22 protein-coding genes are annotated in these 15285 nt (G+C 64.4%); 14 read left to right on the top strand and 8 right to left on the bottom strand.

Translation table 11 applies throughout. The annotated features are described in order from the left end of the window. Nucleotides 1–2: 2 nt before the first annotated feature. From D6851_RS11630 to D6851_RS11605, 6 genes are all read right to left on the bottom strand, one after another. Entirely contained in the window at nt 3–326 is a 324-nt protein-coding gene (locus tag D6851_RS11630) for a YnfA family protein (protein ID WP_007013468.1), read from the bottom strand. After that, on the bottom strand, nt 323–1609 hold the full coding sequence (locus tag D6851_RS11625; RefSeq protein WP_120325045.1) for an arsenic transporter: 1287 nt from the start codon (nt 1607–1609) through the stop codon (nt 323–325). Before D6851_RS11625 ends, D6851_RS11630 begins: the two co-directional genes overlap by 4 nt. Beyond that, complete coding sequence (arsC, locus tag D6851_RS11620) at nt 1609–2037, bottom strand: arsenate reductase (glutaredoxin) (RefSeq protein ID WP_120325044.1); 429 nt, start codon at nt 2035–2037, stop codon at nt 1609–1611. Before arsC ends, D6851_RS11625 begins: the two co-directional genes overlap by 1 nt. Then, nucleotides 2038–2556 carry an arsenate reductase ArsC gene (locus D6851_RS11615; RefSeq protein ID WP_120325043.1) on the bottom strand — a complete coding sequence of 173 codons (519 nt, stop codon included), beginning with the start codon at nt 2554–2556 and terminating at the stop codon, nt 2038–2040. 11 nt (nt 2557–2567) lie between these two features. Further along, complete coding sequence (locus D6851_RS11610) at nt 2568–2900, bottom strand: ArsR/SmtB family transcription factor (protein WP_120325042.1); 333 nt, start codon at nt 2898–2900, stop codon at nt 2568–2570. 253 nt (nt 2901–3153) lie between these two features. Next, nucleotides 3154–3543 (bottom strand): MerR family transcriptional regulator, encoded by a 390-nt coding sequence (locus D6851_RS11605; RefSeq protein ID WP_238474059.1) that lies wholly within the window; start codon nt 3541–3543, stop codon nt 3154–3156. Between the two features lie 76 nt (nt 3544–3619). Between D6851_RS11605 and D6851_RS11600 the strand changes: the two genes are divergently transcribed. Genes D6851_RS11600 through D6851_RS11590 form a run of 3 tightly spaced genes read left to right on the top strand, consistent with a single transcriptional unit; the run spans nt 3620 to nt 5496 of the window. Continuing rightward, nucleotides 3620–3967 (top strand): mercuric transporter MerT family protein, encoded by a 348-nt coding sequence (locus tag D6851_RS11600; protein ID WP_120325040.1) that lies wholly within the window; start codon nt 3620–3622, stop codon nt 3965–3967. Next, nucleotides 3960–4172, top strand: a complete 213-nt coding sequence (locus tag D6851_RS11595) for a GDCCVxC domain-containing (seleno)protein (RefSeq protein ID WP_120325039.1) — start codon at nt 3960–3962, stop codon at nt 4170–4172. The genes D6851_RS11600 and D6851_RS11595 overlap by 8 nt, the downstream gene beginning before the upstream one ends. After that, nucleotides 4165–5496, top strand: coding sequence for a dihydrolipoyl dehydrogenase family protein (locus D6851_RS11590; protein WP_120325038.1), 1332 nt, complete (start codon nt 4165–4167; stop codon nt 5494–5496). The genes D6851_RS11595 and D6851_RS11590 overlap by 8 nt, the downstream gene beginning before the upstream one ends. A 105-nt stretch (nt 5497–5601) precedes the next feature. Here the strand turns inward: D6851_RS11590 and D6851_RS11585 are convergent, their stop codons facing one another. Together D6851_RS11585 and D6851_RS11580 are read right to left on the bottom strand one after the other, a co-directional pair. Next, nucleotides 5602–5817 (bottom strand): helix-turn-helix transcriptional regulator, encoded by a 216-nt coding sequence (locus D6851_RS11585; RefSeq protein ID WP_120325037.1) that lies wholly within the window; start codon nt 5815–5817, stop codon nt 5602–5604. Beyond that, entirely contained in the window at nt 5810–6301 is a 492-nt protein-coding gene (locus D6851_RS11580; protein WP_120325036.1) for a hypothetical protein, read from the bottom strand. Before D6851_RS11580 ends, D6851_RS11585 begins: the two co-directional genes overlap by 8 nt. A gap of 368 nt (nt 6302–6669) precedes the next feature. On the opposite strand from D6851_RS11580, the gene D6851_RS11570 reads away from it, so the two are divergent. From D6851_RS11570 to D6851_RS11520, 11 genes are read left to right on the top strand one after another with little or no spacing between them, the layout of a single operon-like run. Next, on the top strand, nt 6670–7002 hold the full coding sequence (locus D6851_RS11570) for a hypothetical protein (RefSeq protein WP_039280257.1): 333 nt from the start codon (nt 6670–6672) through the stop codon (nt 7000–7002). A 31-nt stretch (nt 7003–7033) separates the two neighbouring features. Next, nucleotides 7034–7321, top strand: a complete 288-nt coding sequence (gene traL, locus D6851_RS11565; RefSeq protein ID WP_120325034.1) for a type IV conjugative transfer system protein TraL — start codon at nt 7034–7036, stop codon at nt 7319–7321. 12 nt (nt 7322–7333) lie between these two features. Continuing rightward, complete coding sequence (locus D6851_RS11560) at nt 7334–7903, top strand: type IV conjugative transfer system protein TraE (RefSeq protein WP_120325033.1); 570 nt, start codon at nt 7334–7336, stop codon at nt 7901–7903. Continuing rightward, entirely contained in the window at nt 7900–8715 is an 816-nt protein-coding gene (locus D6851_RS11555) for a type-F conjugative transfer system secretin TraK (RefSeq protein WP_120325032.1), read from the top strand. The genes D6851_RS11560 and D6851_RS11555 overlap by 4 nt, the downstream gene beginning before the upstream one ends. Continuing rightward, nucleotides 8715–10031, top strand: coding sequence for a TraB/VirB10 family protein (locus D6851_RS11550; RefSeq protein ID WP_120325031.1), 1317 nt, complete (start codon nt 8715–8717; stop codon nt 10029–10031). Before D6851_RS11555 ends, D6851_RS11550 begins: the two co-directional genes overlap by 1 nt. Beyond that, nucleotides 10028–10900 (top strand): DsbC family protein, encoded by an 873-nt coding sequence (locus D6851_RS11545; RefSeq protein ID WP_120325030.1) that lies wholly within the window; start codon nt 10028–10030, stop codon nt 10898–10900. Before D6851_RS11550 ends, D6851_RS11545 begins: the two co-directional genes overlap by 4 nt. Then, entirely contained in the window at nt 10897–11469 is a 573-nt protein-coding gene (locus D6851_RS11540) for a hypothetical protein (RefSeq protein WP_120325029.1), read from the top strand. The genes D6851_RS11545 and D6851_RS11540 overlap by 4 nt, the downstream gene beginning before the upstream one ends. Further along, a complete protein-coding gene (traC, locus tag D6851_RS11535; RefSeq protein WP_120325028.1) occupies nt 11466–14009 on the top strand; it encodes a type IV secretion system protein TraC in 2544 nt (847 codons plus the stop codon). Before D6851_RS11540 ends, traC begins: the two co-directional genes overlap by 4 nt. Then, nucleotides 14006–14386 (top strand): hypothetical protein, encoded by a 381-nt coding sequence (locus tag D6851_RS11530; protein ID WP_120325027.1) that lies wholly within the window; start codon nt 14006–14008, stop codon nt 14384–14386. The genes traC and D6851_RS11530 overlap by 4 nt, the downstream gene beginning before the upstream one ends. Further along, complete coding sequence (locus D6851_RS11525; RefSeq protein WP_238474058.1) at nt 14379–14765, top strand: type-F conjugative transfer system protein TrbI; 387 nt, start codon at nt 14379–14381, stop codon at nt 14763–14765. Before D6851_RS11530 ends, D6851_RS11525 begins: the two co-directional genes overlap by 8 nt. Continuing rightward, nucleotides 14762–15283: a S26 family signal peptidase gene (locus tag D6851_RS11520; RefSeq protein ID WP_120325026.1), complete on the top strand. Its 522-nt coding sequence runs from the start codon at nt 14762–14764 to the stop codon at nt 15281–15283. The genes D6851_RS11525 and D6851_RS11520 overlap by 4 nt, the downstream gene beginning before the upstream one ends. Nucleotides 15284–15285 lie beyond the last annotated feature (2 nt).

The raw sequence follows: 15285 nt of genomic DNA, 5'->3' as shown, positions 1-15285 counted from the left end.
CGTCAGCCGCGGGGGCCGAACAGGATGATGGCAGCGCCGGCGAGCACGACCGCGCCGCCGACGAAGTCCCACCGGTCGGGGGTGGTGCCTTCGACAGTCCACAGCCACAGGAGCGACGCGGCAACATAGACCCCGCCATAGGCTGCGAAGGCGCGACCGGCAGCGTCGGTCGGCACGAGAGTCAGCAGCCAGGCGAACAGGGCCAGCGACACCATTCCGGGCAGCAGCCACAAGGGGCTCTTCTCCAGCCGCCACCATGCCCAGAATGCGAAGCAACCGGCGATTTCGAACAGCGCCGCGAGCGGATAGACGAGGAACAGCTTCATGCGAGGCTCAATCGCAGTGCGAGGGCGGCCAGGGTTACCAGCAGGATCGGCGTGGTCAGTGTGATGCCGACGCGGAAGTAATAGCCCCAGCCGATCTTCACGTCCTTCTGTCCCAGCACATGCAGCCACAGCAGGGTCGCGAGCGAACCGATCGGCGTGATCTTTGGCCCGAGGTCGCAGCCGATGACGTTGGCGTAGATCATGGCGTCACGAACCGGGCCGGTGGCACTCGTGGCATCGATCGACAGCGCGCCGACGAGGACGGTCGGCATGTTGTTCATGCCCGAGGATAGCACCGCGGACAGAATGCCCGTTCCGAAGGCCGCACCCCATATGCCGCCCTCGGCCGAGCGCTCCAGCACCCCGGCGATCGCAGTGGCAAGCCCCGCATTGCTCATGCCGTAGACGACCAGATACATGCCGAGCGAGAAGATCACGACCTGCCAGGGCGCTTCGCGGATCACCTGGCCCGTAGGGATGACGTGGCCGCGCGCAGCTATCGCGATGAGCGCCAGCGCGCCGACGGCAGCGACCGCGCTGATCGGCACGCCAAGAGGATCGAGAACGAAAAAACCGATCAGCAGCAGGGCCAGCACCACCCAGCCGGCGCGGAAGGTCGCTCGGTCATGGATCGCTTCTGCCGGAGCGCGGAGCTGTGCGACGTCGTAGCTGGTCGGAATGTCCTTGCGGAAGAACAGCAGCAGCGCTGCCAGCGTAGCCACGATAGCCGCCAGGTCGACTGGCACCATGACCAGCGCATACTCGCCGAACCCGATATCGAAGAAGTCCGCCGAGACGATATTGACGAGGTTCGACACGACCAGCGGCAGGCTCGACGTATCGGCAATGAACCCTGCCGCCATGACGAAAGCCAGCGTCGCTTTGGCGTTGTATCCCAGCGCCCGGAGCATCGCGATCACGATCGGGGTCAGGATCAGCGCCGCGCCATCATTGGCGAAGATCGCGGCAACACCTGCACCCAGCAATACCACGAGCACGAATAGCCAGCGACCGTCGCCGCGCCCCCACCGCGCCACATGGAGCGCAGCCCATTCGAAGAACCCGGCACGATCGAGGATCAAGCTGATCAGGATCACCGCGACGAAGGCGCCGGTGGCGTTCCAGATGATGTTCCACACCACCGGGATGTCGGCGAGCGAGATGACGCCGGTGGCAAGGGCGAGCAGCGCTCCGCCGATCGCGCTCCACCCGATGCCGAGCCCGCGCGGCTGCCAGATCACCATCGTGATGGTGACCACGAAAATTGCAACCGCAAGCAGCATCAGGCGATACGTTCGCCCGCCGCGTCCACGACCTGCTCGCCGTCTTCCTTGGTGAAGGCGCCCAGCTGGGGGCTTGGCAGAATGTCGAGCACCGCCTCTGACGGACGGCACAGGCGGACGCCGAGCGGGGAGACGACAACTGGACGGTTGATCAGGACCGGGTGCTCCATCATCGCGTCCACCAGCGCTGTATCGCTCAGGCTCTCATCGCCGAGGCCCAGTTCGGCATATGGCGTGCCCTTTTCACGCAACAGCGCACGGGGGGTGGGCCCAGCGCGCTCGATCAGGCTTTCGAGCATGGCGCGCGAAGGCGGCGTCTTCAGATACTCAATAACATGCGGCTCGAACCCGGCGTTGCGGATCATCGCCAGCGTGTTGCGCGAGGTGCCGCATTCGGGGTTGTGGTAGATCACGATGTCGGTGGTCATTCAGGATTCCTTGGCCTTGGCGCTGGCGCCTTCTTCGCGGCCGATGGCGGCCAGCTTGCTGCGCACAGACAATTCGTCGATGCTCTGGAGCGGGAGCATTAGGAACAGCTCGATCCGGCGTTTAAGATAGCTGAGCGAATCGACGAAAGCCTGCCGCTGGCCATCCCCTTCGACTGCGGCGGGATCCTCTACGCCCCAATGCGCGGTGAGCGGCTTGCCTGGCCATACCGGACAGCTCTCGCCCGCAGCGTTGTCGCAGACAGTAAAGATGAAATCGAACTCCGGTGCGCCGGGCTTGGTGAACTCGCTCCAGTTCTTCGAGCGCAAGCCATCGGTCGGATAGCCGAAGCTATCGAGCACCTCGAGCGACATCGGATGCACGTCGCCCTTGGGCTGGCTGCCTGCGCTGTAGGCACGGAAGCGACCTCCGCCCATCTTGTTCATCAGCGCTTCGCCCAAAATCGAGCGAGCCGAGTTGCCCGTGCACAGGAACAGGACATTGTAGGGTTGGTCAGCCATTGCCTGCTCCTTCAGCAACAATGGGAAAGTTCGGCGACAAGCGGCTCGCAAAGCTCTGCGCGACCTTCACAGCAATCCTTGGCGAGAAACAGCATCAGGTCGCGCAGGACTTTGATGTTTGCCCGTTGGATCATCTGTCGCCCCCGCTTCTCAGGTATGACGAGATCAGCGCCGACGAGGATCGCGAGGTGACTCGAGAAAGTGCTCTGCGTGAGGCCCGAGGCTTCCACGAGCTGGCCGGTAGAGAGCCCGTGGGGCTCGCTGCGCACCAGACGACGGAACGCATCAAGCCGCGTCGGGTGCGCGAGCGCAGAGAGTGCCTCTAGTCCTGTGGTCGACTTCATCCATCGGCAATTATCGATGGATTGCAAGGCCGTCAATTCTTATCGATATTTTTCGATGAATTGCGGAGGCGTTCCGCGCAACTGTTCATTGACGCCAGAAGGGAGAATGTGCGGATGCACCGCTCTGAATCCCTAATCCGACTGTCGGTTGACGCCCCCTCGGCGGCTGCGCCCCCTCTGGTGCTCTGCTTCCTCGGCGAAAGGCGCTTTAGATGGGTGGAAACCCGTTGGCCTGTCGCTTTGATCCGTTGGGCTAGCCTTCGCCGGCTAGGCTTTCCAATACCGGGCACCGATCAACACTCGTGGTGCCGCATTGCTCGATTAGCTCAGCGAGAGCGTTCTCCATACGCTCAAGGTCGGCCCGCTTCGCACGGACGTTCGCGAGGTGCTGTTCAGCGATCGACTGCACCTCATCGCAATGCACTTCCTGACCTGGCGTCAAGTCAAGCAATGCCCGCACCTCTTCAAGGGAAAAGCCCAGTTCGCGCGCGCGCCTGACGAAGCGGAGGCGCTCGATGTCCCGAGGACCATAGTCGCGGTAAGCGCCTCTTCGTGGAGGGGGAGCGATGACCCCAATCCGCTCGTAGTAGCGGATGGTCTCGATATTGCATCCCGCTCGTCTTGAAACCTCGCCAATTTTCACGCCGAAACCTCTTGAGTCTGTAGTGGCTACTGAGTTTAGATAGGGTTGCATCTCGGATTTTACAGAAGGAAGATCAATGCGCAGCCTCGGGATTTGGTGGAACGGATTGGCAACCGGTGGCGGCATTGCCGCGGCTTTCGGCGCGGCCGCTTGTTGTGCCCTTCCTCTCGTTTTGGCATCGGTGGGAGTGGGCTCAGCGTGGCTCGGCAGTATTGCCCCCGCCGTCGGACCGTATCGCACGCCCCTCCTGGTTCTAGCTTCAGCTCTGCTTGTTGCCGCCACCCTTCGGCTCCTCTGGCAATTCCGCCAGGCGCGGACATGCCCGACCGATACGGCGTGCGGTTCATCCACCTATCGAGTCCTGACTGCCATCGGCATTGTCATCGGGTTGGTTCTGCTCGCCGGAGCTTTTCTCTATGGCTGATCCGATCCTGATCTCGCGCTTGCGCTGCCCCGAATGCGGGCATGAGAAGGACGAGGAGATGCCGACCAACGCCTGCATGTTCTTCTACAACTGTTCGGCATGCGGCGTTCGCCTTCAGCCGCTCCAAGGTGATTGCTGCGTGTTCTGTTCCTACGGGACCGTTCCCTGTCCTCCGATCCAGGAGGGCGATTGCTGTAATGGCTGAGGCTTTCGATTTCGTCGCCATCGGATCGGGAACTGCTGCGCAGGTCGCGGTCCACCGGATGGCCGACGCCGGGAAGCGCTGCGCGGTTATCGATTATAGACCTTACGGTGGCACATGTGCGCTGCGGGGATGCGACCCGAAAAAGATGATGGTGAGTGCAGAGGAAGCGCTCGCTGCATACAGGCGAATGAAGGGGAAGGGCATCGAAGGTTCGGTTTCGATTGACTGGGGCGACCTCCAGGCATTCAAGCGGAGCTTTACCGACCCCGTCCCCGAAAAACAGGAAGCTCGCTACGAGCGAAAGGGCGTGGCGACCTTCTACGGAGCGGCGCGCTTTGCTGGCCCCGACAGGATCGCGGTAGGCGACAGGGAACTGAGTTTCTCGCACGCTCTTATCGCAACGGGAGCGGAGCCTCGGCCACTTGGCATCGAAGGCGAGCCATTGCTGACCCACAGCGATGCATTCCTGGAACTTGAAACCCTTCCAGATAGGATCGTATTCGTCGGCGGCGGATACATTGCCGCGGAATTTGCCCACCTCGCCGCACGCGCCGGAGCAAAGGTCACCATCGTCCAACGAGGCCGCATTCTGAAAGCCTTCGACCCGGATACGGTCGATTGGCTCATGCCGAGTTTCGACGATCTCGGCATTGAAATCGTGGATGCCGAGGTGAACGGCGTAACGAAGACAGCCGGCGGTCTGACCGTGCATGCTGGCGACCGCATGATCGAAGGGGAGCTGGTGGTGCACGCTGCCGGAAGGGTCCCCGCGATCGGCTCGCTCGATCTCGAGGCTGGAGGCGTCGCCATTGACGATGGTCGCCTGGCGCTAACCGCTCAGCTACGAAGCCAGAGCAACCCCAAGGTCTTCGCGGCGGGTGACGCTGCTGCAAATGGCCCGCCACTGACTCCAGTCTCCAGTCACGATGCCAAGGTCGTGGTAGATAACATACTCGAGGGTAGCGGCCGCACGCCGAACTATCACGGGGTTCCGAGTGCACTGTTCACCGAGCCGGCGGCGGCGCGGGCCGGAATGCTTGAAAGCGAAGCACGTGAGGCAGGTCTGGACTTTACGGTGAGCGCTGGCTCGCACCCCGGTTGGTTTTCGGCGAGGCGGTTAAACGCCCAGATTTACGGACACAAAGTTCTGATCGAGGTCGGCACGCGCCGCATCCTCGGTGCCCATTTGGTGGGTCCCGCTGCCGATGAACTGATCAACGTGTTTGGTCTTGCCATCCGCCATGGCCTTTCAGCGGACGACATCAAGTCGACGATGTTTGCATATCCCACCGCAGCGTCCGATGCTGGCTATATGGTCGGATGAAAGGCTAAGCGAAAAGCCGATGCGCAGCATTCCCAAAGCTGTGCATCTCTTTACCGCAGGCGAAAGCCACTGGCGTCTTCACCTATCGTGACCTAGTTGTTTTTATCAGGGCAATCTAACCGCAATCCAATTATCGATTTCATCTTCCGCCCATGCAACAGAGTAGCCACCAAGTTGCACCGGCTTCGGAAACTTGCCCTCGGCCATCCAGCGATAGATAGTCGAACGGCCTAGCCCGACGCGGTGTTGCACTTCCGGAAGACGGATGAGACGGGTGACCCGGCGGGTTTCGGTCGCTCCCTTGTCGATCTCTTCACCCACGATGGCCTCCTTCGACACCGGCGAAAACATCGCCTAGTAGCGCGTCCTTGCGTTCAAGTTCATCGATGTGGTCGGAGAGCAGCCGTGCAACACGGTGCGCCGTGCCCTTAGCCCAGCGCGGCTTCACATCGTGAACCTGGTTGCCCAGGACACGTTCGAGCGCCGAGGGCAGTTCGCCGGAAAAGTCCTCGAAGAACTGCGCTAGGTCCGATTGCAGCCACGCAATCGCGTGATCGCCGCTGCTGACGAGGAACAGGAGCAGGTGTGCGTGCGGCGCGACGCCGCACGCGGCAAGAATGCGCAAGGCTTCGCCGAGGCTGGCCGAGCGTTCGCCGGCGAGGACCCGGCGCAAGGCATCTTTATGGATCTGCGCGTCGCGCGCGATGTCGCAGCGGGCACGGCCGCTGGTTTCGACAGCTGCTACAAGCAGCCGGGCGAGGTCGGCGCGAACCTGTTGTTCGGCAAAGAGCGCTATGCTGGTCATCGACGAATCCTTTTCTCAAGATGTGATCGACTCACCGGCTAACCGCGAAGGAAGCCTGTAGGAAAACGAAAAGAACATTAAGAGAACATAGAGGAAGGAACGAATCAGCTTCCTTCGACGATTCGCGCGAATTTCGGTCGTGTTCGCGCATATGACGGCACGCTTCGCGCCAAAGCCGGCACAGTCGGCGCTGCAGCGCAATTGGCCGGCGCGGATCCCGGCATGCGCACCTTCCGATGTCGCTTTTTGCTTGGCCGGCAGCCCCAGAATCCAGTTCCCGATTTCCTACAGCCCGGCTCCGGAGAGAGGAAAGAACATACAGCGAACGCATCGCTGACTGATGTTCAATCCCTCGAAAGGTTCCATCCATGACCACCAAGACTGCCCTTCCGGTCCAGCAGCGCACGCTCAACCGCGTTCGTGGCCGCGACTACATTCTTCCCGCCTGCGTGGCGCTGGCCTGCGCCGGTGCAGCCTTTGCCGGCGCCGACACCACCTTCGATCCCGCGCTGACCAAGTTCACCGACTTTCTCGAAGGCTCGGGCGGCAAGATCATCACCGTGCTCAGCCTCGCGGGCGGTCTGATCGGTCTCGCCTCGGGGCGCTTTTCGCTCGGCCAGGTCGCAGTCCCGGTCGGCGTCGGGATCGGTGTCGGCACCGGCGTTCCGATCGTCACCTCGGTCGTGACAGCGGTCATCTGATCAGCGGATCCGGTCACGACAGGAGGGCGGCATGGCCGACAGGTACCTCGTTCCACGGCGGCTCGACGACCCGGAGCTCATCGGCTTCTGGACCATCGACGAGTTTGCAGGGATTCTCATTCCCTTCGCCTGGGGCATTCTCTCGCAGCATATCTTCATCGGTATCGGCTTGGCCGCCGGGGCCTGGCTTGCCTTGCGGAAGGCAAAGACACGCGGCGCCGGTTCGGCACTGGTGCATGCTGCGTACTGGTACCTGCCCGGGAGTTTTCTCGGGCTGAAAGCCACGCCGCCCTCCCACTGCCGCCTGTTGGCGGGCTGAGGGAGGCTACCCATGCGAGCAGAATTCGCGCACGAACAGGCGCAGACTTACCTTCGACAACGCAACCGCTTTGCCGTGCTGGCAAGTGTCCTTGGCCTCACCACGCTGGTCAGCCTCGGCGCCGCCGTGACCCGCGACGAGCAGGTTGTGCTGGTGCCGATTACCGCCGAGCGGATCACCGTCTCGAGCGGCGGGATCGACGCGCCTTATCTCGAGCTCGTCACCCGCGACACGGCGCTGATGCTCCTCAACCGGGCCCCGGAAAGCCTCGACTACTGGATGGCGAACATTCTGAAGCTCGCCGATCCCGCCGCGCACGGCCGCCTCAAGGCCGAGCTCGTCAGAATCGTCGAGGAACAGCGCGGCTCGGACATCAGCCAGGCCTTCGTGATCGCGGAAATGCATGTCGATCCCAAGGCCCTGACCTCGACCGTCACCGGCACGCTCAAGACCTTCGTCGGCGCGCAGGTGATCGCGAGCCAGCGCCGCTCCTTCCGTTTCCGCTGGTCGAAGCGTGGTCTCAGCGTCGCGCTCGCCGGTTTCGAGCAACTTCCCACCGACAAGGAGGAACCCGGCCAATGAGCCTTCTCCCATCTCCCCTCGCTGCTGCGCTTGCCGGAACCGGCCTTGCCTGGTTCGCGATCGGCGCGACTCGGCGCCCCGATCCCGGACTCAAGCTGACCGGCCTCGCCGTAATCGCCTTCGCGCTCGCCCCTATCCCTGCGCATGCCGACCAGTTCGTCGAGGCCGCCGACAACGCGACCATCGACTGCGAACTCGCACGCGGCGAACTCACCCGGATTGCGCTCATCGATGACGGCTTTGCCAATGTCTCGAAGATCGCGAGCGGCTTTCCCTACAACGACTTCCAGGTGACGCACGAGCCGGTGCGCGGAGACATCTATATCTCCGTGCCCCCGCAATTTGCCGCCGCCCGGGTCAGCTTCTTCGCCACCAGCAAGGCGGGCTACGTCTACAAATTCGCCTGCCGCCTTGGCGGCGAGGAAGCGACCCAGCTTTTCATCACCAATCCCGCGCTCGCAAAAGCAGCGGCTACCGAATGGGAGACCGAGACCGGCCCGGAGGACGCCGCGATCCGCCTGATCGAGGCGATGGCGAGCGATGCCGTCCTGCCCGGGTTCACCGCTCGCGCCGAACTTTCGGCTCCGCGCCGTACCGGCGGGATCGAGGTCCAGCTGGTCGTCGAATACCAGGGCGATGAACTCACCGGAAAGCGCTTCCTCGTACGCAACCTCGGCCAAGATAGCCTTGCGCTTGGCTCCGAGCGCGAAGGTCCCGCGGGCGCGCTCGCCTTTGCCTATGGCCGCGATGCACTCGCTCCCGGTGAAGCGACCAGTGCCTTCCTTGTCTTTGCCAAGGGAGGCCTCGACTGATGGCCGAGGCAACACAGAAGGACGCCGAAAAGAGGCCTCTGCCAGGCTCGCCGGAAGCGCGCGAAAGCGGACGGCGCAACCTCAATTCGCAGATCGCGCAGCGCCAGAAGATGCTGCTCGCCGGGATCGGGGCCATCGCGCTCATCGGCGGCGGGATGTTCATCTTCGGCGGCGACGGCGACGAGGGCGGCAGTGATGCCAATGGTGCGGCGACGATCGACACCGGCGGCCTCGTCAATCGCAACCTCTCACAGCGCGAGTTCGTCGCGAGCTACGGCAACCGGCTCGATGCACAGGGCCGCGCGATCAAGGATCTGCAGCAGGCCCAGCTACCGCGACCCGAGATCGAGCAGGAGCTCGAAGCACTGCGCAGCGAGAACGCGCAGATGCGCTCCGACGGCCAGGCGGCGATCGACGCGATCTCGACCGAGAATGCCAATCTGCGTTCACAGCTCAGCGAAGCCGCGAAGGCGCCTGCAACCGCGCCGCCGCTGCCACCACCACCGGCCTATGGTCCCGGCGTGGGAACGGGCGGGGCTGTCCAGCCACCGCAAGGAGCGCCGGAAGCGCAGGGCGGACAGCTCAGCCTGATGAGTTTCAGCGCTGAGCCGGGCAACGACGGCAAGCCGCGCGCGGCAGAGACTGCGCCCGCACTGCTGCTCGAAGCGAGCCGCGATTACCTGCCTCCCAACAGCTACGCACCGGCAACGGTCATCGTGGGTGTCGACGCCTCGACCGGCGTTGCCAGCCAGAGCGATCCGCTTCCCGTAGTGCTCCGGATCACCGGGCCGGCCCGCTCGGTGATGCGCGGCAACAAGCTGCTGACCACCGACATCACCGGCTGCCTCGTCAATGGCGCTGCGCGCGGCGATCTCTCGGCCGAGAAGGTCTACGTCAAGCTGGTGCGCATGACCTGCGCGCAGCCCGGTGGGCGCTTCGCGGTGAGCGAGGTCAAGGGGTTCATCTCCTTCGCCGGAAAGTCGGGCGTGCGCGGCCGCGTGGTCAGCCGCGAAGGCAGCCTTGTCAGCCAGGCGCTGCTGGCCGGGATTGTCGGCGGGTTCGGGCGCGGATTCTCAGCCAACGCCAACGGTATCTTCACGCAGCCTGTCGGCGCCAACGGTCAGCGCGAAGCGCTGTCGCCGACCGACATTCTCGCCGGTGGCTTCGGTCAGGGTGCTGGCGAGGCCGCCGACACCGTCAGCCGATACCTCATCGAACGCGCCGAACAATACCAACCCGTCGTCGAGATGCCGACCGGCATCGAGGTCGAGATCGTCTTTCTCGACGGCGTCCACGTCAGGAGCCCCTCCAAATGAACTACAATGACCACCGACCGGGCCTGAAGGCCCGCGCCGCCCACCTTGCCCTTGCCCTCTCGAGCGCCGCCGCCGTGCTGACGCTCGGAGTCTCGGCCGTCACCGCGATGCCTGCGAGCGCCGCCGGCATGGCAAGCGATGTCGCGCAGGCGCTGAAACTGCGGCTGCCCAAGACCCCGATCGATGCGATCAGCTGCGATACGCTTGGCCCCTGGTGCGAAGTCGTCTCGGGCGACACGCTGTTCTACATCGACGAGACCGCCCGCTACCTTTTTGTGGGCCGTCTCTACGACATGGAAGAACGGCGCGACGTTACCGCCGCCCGCCTGCTCGAACTCAATCCCGACCTGCTTGCGGCCGGTGCGGCACGCGTAGCCAGCGATGCGCCGGCGGGACGCGACGAAGCGCCTGTGCAGGCGGCCGCCAGCCATGTCGACCTCTCGTCGCTTCCGGCTGCGGGCGCGATCCACTGGGGCAACCCCAAGGGCGAGCGCCTGGTCGTCTTCTCGGATTTCCAGTGCGGGTATTGCCAGCGCCTGGCGGGCGAACTCGCCAAGGCCAGGGTCCATGTCGAAGAGCGACCGATCTCGATCTTCGGCGCGGCAAGCCGCAAGATTTCCGAGGCGGTACTGTGCGCCAAGGATCCGGCAAAGGCACTCCATGCAGCCTACGCCGGGCAGGGTCCGGCGACCGGCAAGACCTGCAAGGACGCCAAGGTGCTCGATGCCAACGAAGTCTTTGCGAAGGCCAACGGGTTTGCCGGAACTCCGGTCATCGTGCGCGCCCGCGATGGGGCAGTGCTGCATGGCTACCGCGATGCCGCAGCGATCCGCCGCTTCGTCGCCGAGGGCAAGGGAGCGGCGCAATGAGCCGGCTCCCGATCCTTCGCGCCGTGGTGCTTGTTGCGCCGCTCCTTTTGGCCAGTGGTTGCGCCAGCCTCGGCGGCAACGTCAAAGGCAGTTTCGCCTGCCGCGCTCCCGAAGGGACCTGCGCTCCGACTTCCTCGATCGATGCCGGGGCGACCGGTATCGAAAAGGCTGACACGACTGACGCGCAGCGGACGGTGACCCCGACCGGCGAAGCGGTTCGCCGCCTGCAGGTCGTGTTGACGCCCTACCGTGACGCGGCGGGCCGCGACCATGAGGCGCGCGTCGTTCACCTGACGCTGCCCGAGCAGGCAGGGACAGGCTGGCGCGCCCCGCAGGGCCGCCGCGAAGTCCTGCGCTCGCTGGCATCGACCATTGCCGCGACCCGCGAGGGCAACCCCGCACCTGAATTCCAACCAACAGACACATTGCCGGAACAGCTGTTTATCCCCTCGCAGCCCGTTCCGGTGATGCCCGGCGCTGACGCGCCGGAACCCGGGGGACCTGGCTCGTTTTCCCCTCCCCGCGAGTCGGTCCCCCACCCTGACATGACCGAAGGAGAGAGCCAGTGACGCTATCCCTTGCTGCCGCGCGCGACGCACTCTCGCGGGGCCTGTTTGCCGACACGGCTCGGCCTGAAAAGCCGCAGGCGCATTTCGGGCTCGATATGCTCTCGGACTGGCTGCCCTACCGGGTCTATGACGAGGGGGCGAAGCTCTACCGCAACGCCCGCTCCAAAGGCTTCGTGCTCGAAGTCACCCCGCTGATCGGGGCCGACGAACGGACCGGCGAGATCCTCGGTCAGTTCTTCTCCGAAGGCCTGCCGCAGGGCGCCTGCCTCCAGGTCCTGAACTTCGCATCTCCGCGGATCGGTAGTGTGGTCGGCCCCTGGTTCGCTCCGCGCTACGAGCAGGGCGGTATCTACGAGGCGATCGCCAGGGCGCGCACCAGGCGCCTTTACGATCTCGTCTGGAATTCGGGCTCAGCGCATGCGCCCTTCCACGCGCGCAACGTCCGGCTGATCGTCTCGCTTGGCGTGCCGGTGCCCGGCAGCGTGACCGATGCCGAACTCTCCGAATGCCGCGAAGGGCTGATGGGCATGCTCCATTCGCTCGGACTGCACGCGCAAGAGCTGCGTCCGGGCGGATTGCTGGCGCTGATCGACGAACTTACCTCGCCGACCACCGCGCACGAGACCGACATCCATGCGTGGAACCCGCACGATACGCTCGATGTCCAGGCGATCCGCCGCGACATCGAGCTCGAGGTCGGCGACGATCGCCTGATCCTCAGGACCGAGCGCTTCCGCGAGACGGGCCGCGACGAGGAGGGCAATCCCGAAGTCGGCGAATGCTATCCCGACCATTTCGACGTGCGGCATTATGCCGTGCGCTCTACCCCTGAGCGCTGGGCGCCCTGGGAATGCGCGCGGCTCATCGGCGACATGTTCACCGACAAGCTGCGCTTCCCCTGTCCGACGGCAACCATGCTGTGCCTCGTCTACCCCGACCAGGAAGCCGCATCGGCGCGCGCGGGCTTCAAATTCATGCGCACCACCAGTCTCAGCCAGACCAAGAGCGCGCGCTTTCTTCCCAAGCTCGCCGAACAGTCGGCCGAATGGCGCCACGTCCAGGCCGAGCTCCAGGCCGGCAAGAAACTCGTGAAGCTGTTCTACGGGCTCACCAGCATCTCGCCGCTCGGCCAGGGCGACGCGCACGAACGCATCATCAAGGCGATCTACAAGGCAGCGGGCTGGGATTTGGCAGACGAGCGCTTTCTCCAGCTGCAGGGCCTCGTCGCTGCCTTTCCCCTGAGCCTTGCCGATGGCCTCGCCGACGACATGGCGCGGCTAAAGCGCCTCAAGACCATGCTCTCGACGACAGCGGCACATATCGCGCCAATGCAGGGGGAATATCTCGGCGGCGTGATCCCGCACCTCCTGCTCGTTGGCCGCCGCGGCCAGCCCTTCTGGTGGTCGCCGTTCGAAAACACTGCCGGCAATCACAATATCGCGATCTGCGGCAAGTCGGGCTCGGGCAAGTCGGTCCTGCTGCAGGAGCTCTGCGCCGCCTTGCGCGGTGCGGGCGCCAAGGTCGTGGTGATCGACGACGGGCGCAGCTTCGAGCATTCGGTCAAGCTGCAGGGTGGACGCTTCGTCGAGTTCACGCTCGCCTCGGGCTTCTCGCTGAATCCCTTCTCGATGGTCGATGATGCCCGAGCGCACGAAGACGAGGACTACCGCCTCGACTGCTTCGCCATGATCAAGGCGATTGTCGGCCAGATGACGCGTCCCGGCACCGCGCCGAGCGACACCGAGCGCGGACTGATCGACCGGGCCGTAACTGCGACCTGGGAGGCCCTCGGAAGCGGCGCATCGGTCGACGATGTCGCGCATGCACTCCATGGCTCGGAGAGCGAGGCGGGCCGCGATCTTGCCACCGCGATCGCGCCCTTCTGCCGCGGCGGCAGCTACGGCGGGTTCTTTGCAGGCAAGGCGAGCTTCGCACTCGACGATGATTTCACCGTCTTCGAGATGAGCGATCTCGCGTGCCGCGAGGAACTGCGCAGCGTGGTCCTCTCGGCGATCATGTTCATGACCAGCCAGGCGATGACGCGCTCGTCACGGGCAACCAAGAAGCTGCTGCTGATCGACGAGGCCTGGGCCATGCTCAAGGGCGGGTCGATGGGCGAGTTCGTCGAGACCTACGCCCGCACCGCGCGCAAATATGGCGGCGCGCTCGCCACCGCGACCCAGTCCCTCAATGACTATTACAAGTCCGATGGCGCGCGCGCTGCGCTCGAGAACAGCGACTGGATGCTGGTGCTTCAGCAGAAGGCCGAGACGATCGCCGATTTCAGGGCGAACGCGCGGCTCGACATGGACGACCGCACCGAGACGCTGATCCGCAGCCTCAAGCGTTCGGGGACCGAGTACAGCGAGGTCTTCATAAAGGGTCCCGAGACCGAAGCGGTCGGCCGGCTCGTGCTCGATCCCTTCTCGGCAACGATCTACTCCTCCGATCCCGACACCTATGCCGCGATCCAGGACTGCGAGCGGCGCGGACACAGCCTAGCAAATGCCATCCGCATCGTGGCGGGAGGTGGACAATGATGGTCTCGCATCTCGCCGACCGGACACCGCCGGCCAACCTCCGCAGCCTGCTGCCGTTCCTGCAAGGGAGCTGCTTCGTCCTGATCGAGACCGCACGCTTTGCCGCGACCTCGCTGCTGATCGTGCTGGGATTGCCGCTCGCGCTGTTCCTGTTCGTTGCTGGCTGGGACCTTGGCAGCCTCTTCACTCAGCTCGCCAATCTGTCGGACCGCTACCTTGAGGCCGACGGCCTGCGCCGCAGCCTGTTCAGCCAGGACCTCAAGGGCTGCTTTCTCGTGCTTGCTGGCGCGGTGACGCTGTTTCGCATGCCGCGCTTCCTGAAGCGGCTCGCGGCCGATCTCGACAACCATCCGGCCCGGGAGGCAAACCGTGATTGAGACGCGCAGATTACAATCTTTTAATCACCCGCTGTTGCTGAGAATTCTTGGCGTGCTCGCGCTCGTCGCCGCACTGCTCTGGGTAACCTGGGTCAGCCGCGAGCTTTCCGAGCCGCGCCAGCAGATCGTCACCGTCCGGCTTGCCGAGACCATCGCCGCATTCGTCGATGCCGAAGCGCGCGGGCAGCAGGATCCCGAAGCCAGTCAGGCGCGCGTGCTCGCCTTCCTCCAGGCCTCCGAGCGTGCCGTTGCAGAAATGGGAACCGATGGCCGCGTGGTGCTGGTCGGCGAAGCGGTGCTCGCGGGCGATGCCCCCGATGCCACCGACGAACTGCGCGCACGGATCGCCCGCCAGCTTCAGCAGGGAGGCGGTCAGTGACGCACTTTGCCTCTCGTCTTGTCCGCACGATCAAACGGCCGCTTGTCCTGACCGCGCTGGTGCTGCTGCCGCTCGGATGGGGCGCGGTTGACGCCTTCGCAAAAGACCATGCCTTCCTCATCAACGCTAGCCCGAGCCTGCCCAACTGGGCCTTCTGGCTCGACAAGCATGCGCGGATCGAGCGCGGCAGCCTGATCTTCTTCGAGCCGCCGGCAGGCTGGCTCGTCGAAGTGCATTTCGGAAAAGGCACGCAGCTCTTCGGCAAACGGGTGCTGGGCGTGCCGGGCGATGTCGTGAGCCACCGTGGCCACGAGGTCTTCATCAACGGTCGCAAGATCGCCGCGCGGCTCGATGAGACCCGTCTCGGCATTGCGCTACACAAAGGCCCCGAAGGCCCGATCCCCGACGGCTGCTTCTACACCGGGACCAGCCATCCCCGCGGCCTCGACAGCCGCTACGCCGAGATCGGTTTCGTCTGCCGCGGCCAGATCCTCGGCAGCGGGAGGGCGATCCTGTGAGC

The sequence above is a fragment of the Altericroceibacterium spongiae genome (assembly GCF_003610805.1).
GTDB classification, from domain to species: Bacteria; Pseudomonadota; Alphaproteobacteria; order Sphingomonadales; family Sphingomonadaceae; genus Altericroceibacterium; species Altericroceibacterium spongiae.
This window is presented reverse-complemented; position numbering and strand designations above follow the sequence as displayed.

What these genes read in the sequence shown, in the direction of transcription:
- D6851_RS11615 (WP_120325043.1), bottom strand. Translation starts at nt 2,556, where the DNA reads ATGGCTGACCAACCCTACAATGTCCTGTTCCTGTGCACGGGCAACTCG.
- D6851_RS11610 (WP_120325042.1), bottom strand. Translation starts at nt 2,900, where the DNA reads ATGAAGTCGACCACAGGACTAGAGGCACTCTCTGCGCTCGCGCACCCG.
- D6851_RS11570 (WP_039280257.1), top strand. Translation starts at nt 6,670, where the DNA reads ATGACCACCAAGACTGCCCTTCCGGTCCAGCAGCGCACGCTCAACCGC.
- D6851_RS11590 (WP_120325038.1), top strand. Translation starts at nt 4,165, where the DNA reads ATGGCTGAGGCTTTCGATTTCGTCGCCATCGGATCGGGAACTGCTGCG.
- traL (WP_120325034.1), top strand. Translation starts at nt 7,034, where the DNA reads ATGGCCGACAGGTACCTCGTTCCACGGCGGCTCGACGACCCGGAGCTC.
- D6851_RS11530 (WP_120325027.1), top strand. Translation starts at nt 14,006, where the DNA reads ATGATGGTCTCGCATCTCGCCGACCGGACACCGCCGGCCAACCTCCGC.
- D6851_RS11580 (WP_120325036.1), bottom strand. Translation starts at nt 6,301, where the DNA reads ATGACCAGCATAGCGCTCTTTGCCGAACAACAGGTTCGCGCCGACCTC.
- D6851_RS11625 (WP_120325045.1), bottom strand. Translation starts at nt 1,609, where the DNA reads ATGCTGCTTGCGGTTGCAATTTTCGTGGTCACCATCACGATGGTGATC.
- D6851_RS11555 (WP_120325032.1), top strand. Translation starts at nt 7,900, where the DNA reads ATGAGCCTTCTCCCATCTCCCCTCGCTGCTGCGCTTGCCGGAACCGGC.
- D6851_RS11550 (WP_120325031.1), top strand. Translation starts at nt 8,715, where the DNA reads ATGGCCGAGGCAACACAGAAGGACGCCGAAAAGAGGCCTCTGCCAGGC.
- D6851_RS11560 (WP_120325033.1), top strand. Translation starts at nt 7,334, where the DNA reads ATGCGAGCAGAATTCGCGCACGAACAGGCGCAGACTTACCTTCGACAA.
- arsC (WP_120325044.1), bottom strand. Translation starts at nt 2,037, where the DNA reads ATGACCACCGACATCGTGATCTACCACAACCCCGAATGCGGCACCTCG.
- D6851_RS11595 (WP_120325039.1), top strand. Translation starts at nt 3,960, where the DNA reads ATGGCTGATCCGATCCTGATCTCGCGCTTGCGCTGCCCCGAATGCGGG.
- D6851_RS11630 (WP_007013468.1), bottom strand. Translation starts at nt 326, where the DNA reads ATGAAGCTGTTCCTCGTCTATCCGCTCGCGGCGCTGTTCGAAATCGCC.
- D6851_RS11600 (WP_120325040.1), top strand. Translation starts at nt 3,620, where the DNA reads ATGCGCAGCCTCGGGATTTGGTGGAACGGATTGGCAACCGGTGGCGGC.
- D6851_RS11540 (WP_120325029.1), top strand. Translation starts at nt 10,897, where the DNA reads ATGAGCCGGCTCCCGATCCTTCGCGCCGTGGTGCTTGTTGCGCCGCTC.
- D6851_RS11545 (WP_120325030.1), top strand. Translation starts at nt 10,028, where the DNA reads ATGAACTACAATGACCACCGACCGGGCCTGAAGGCCCGCGCCGCCCAC.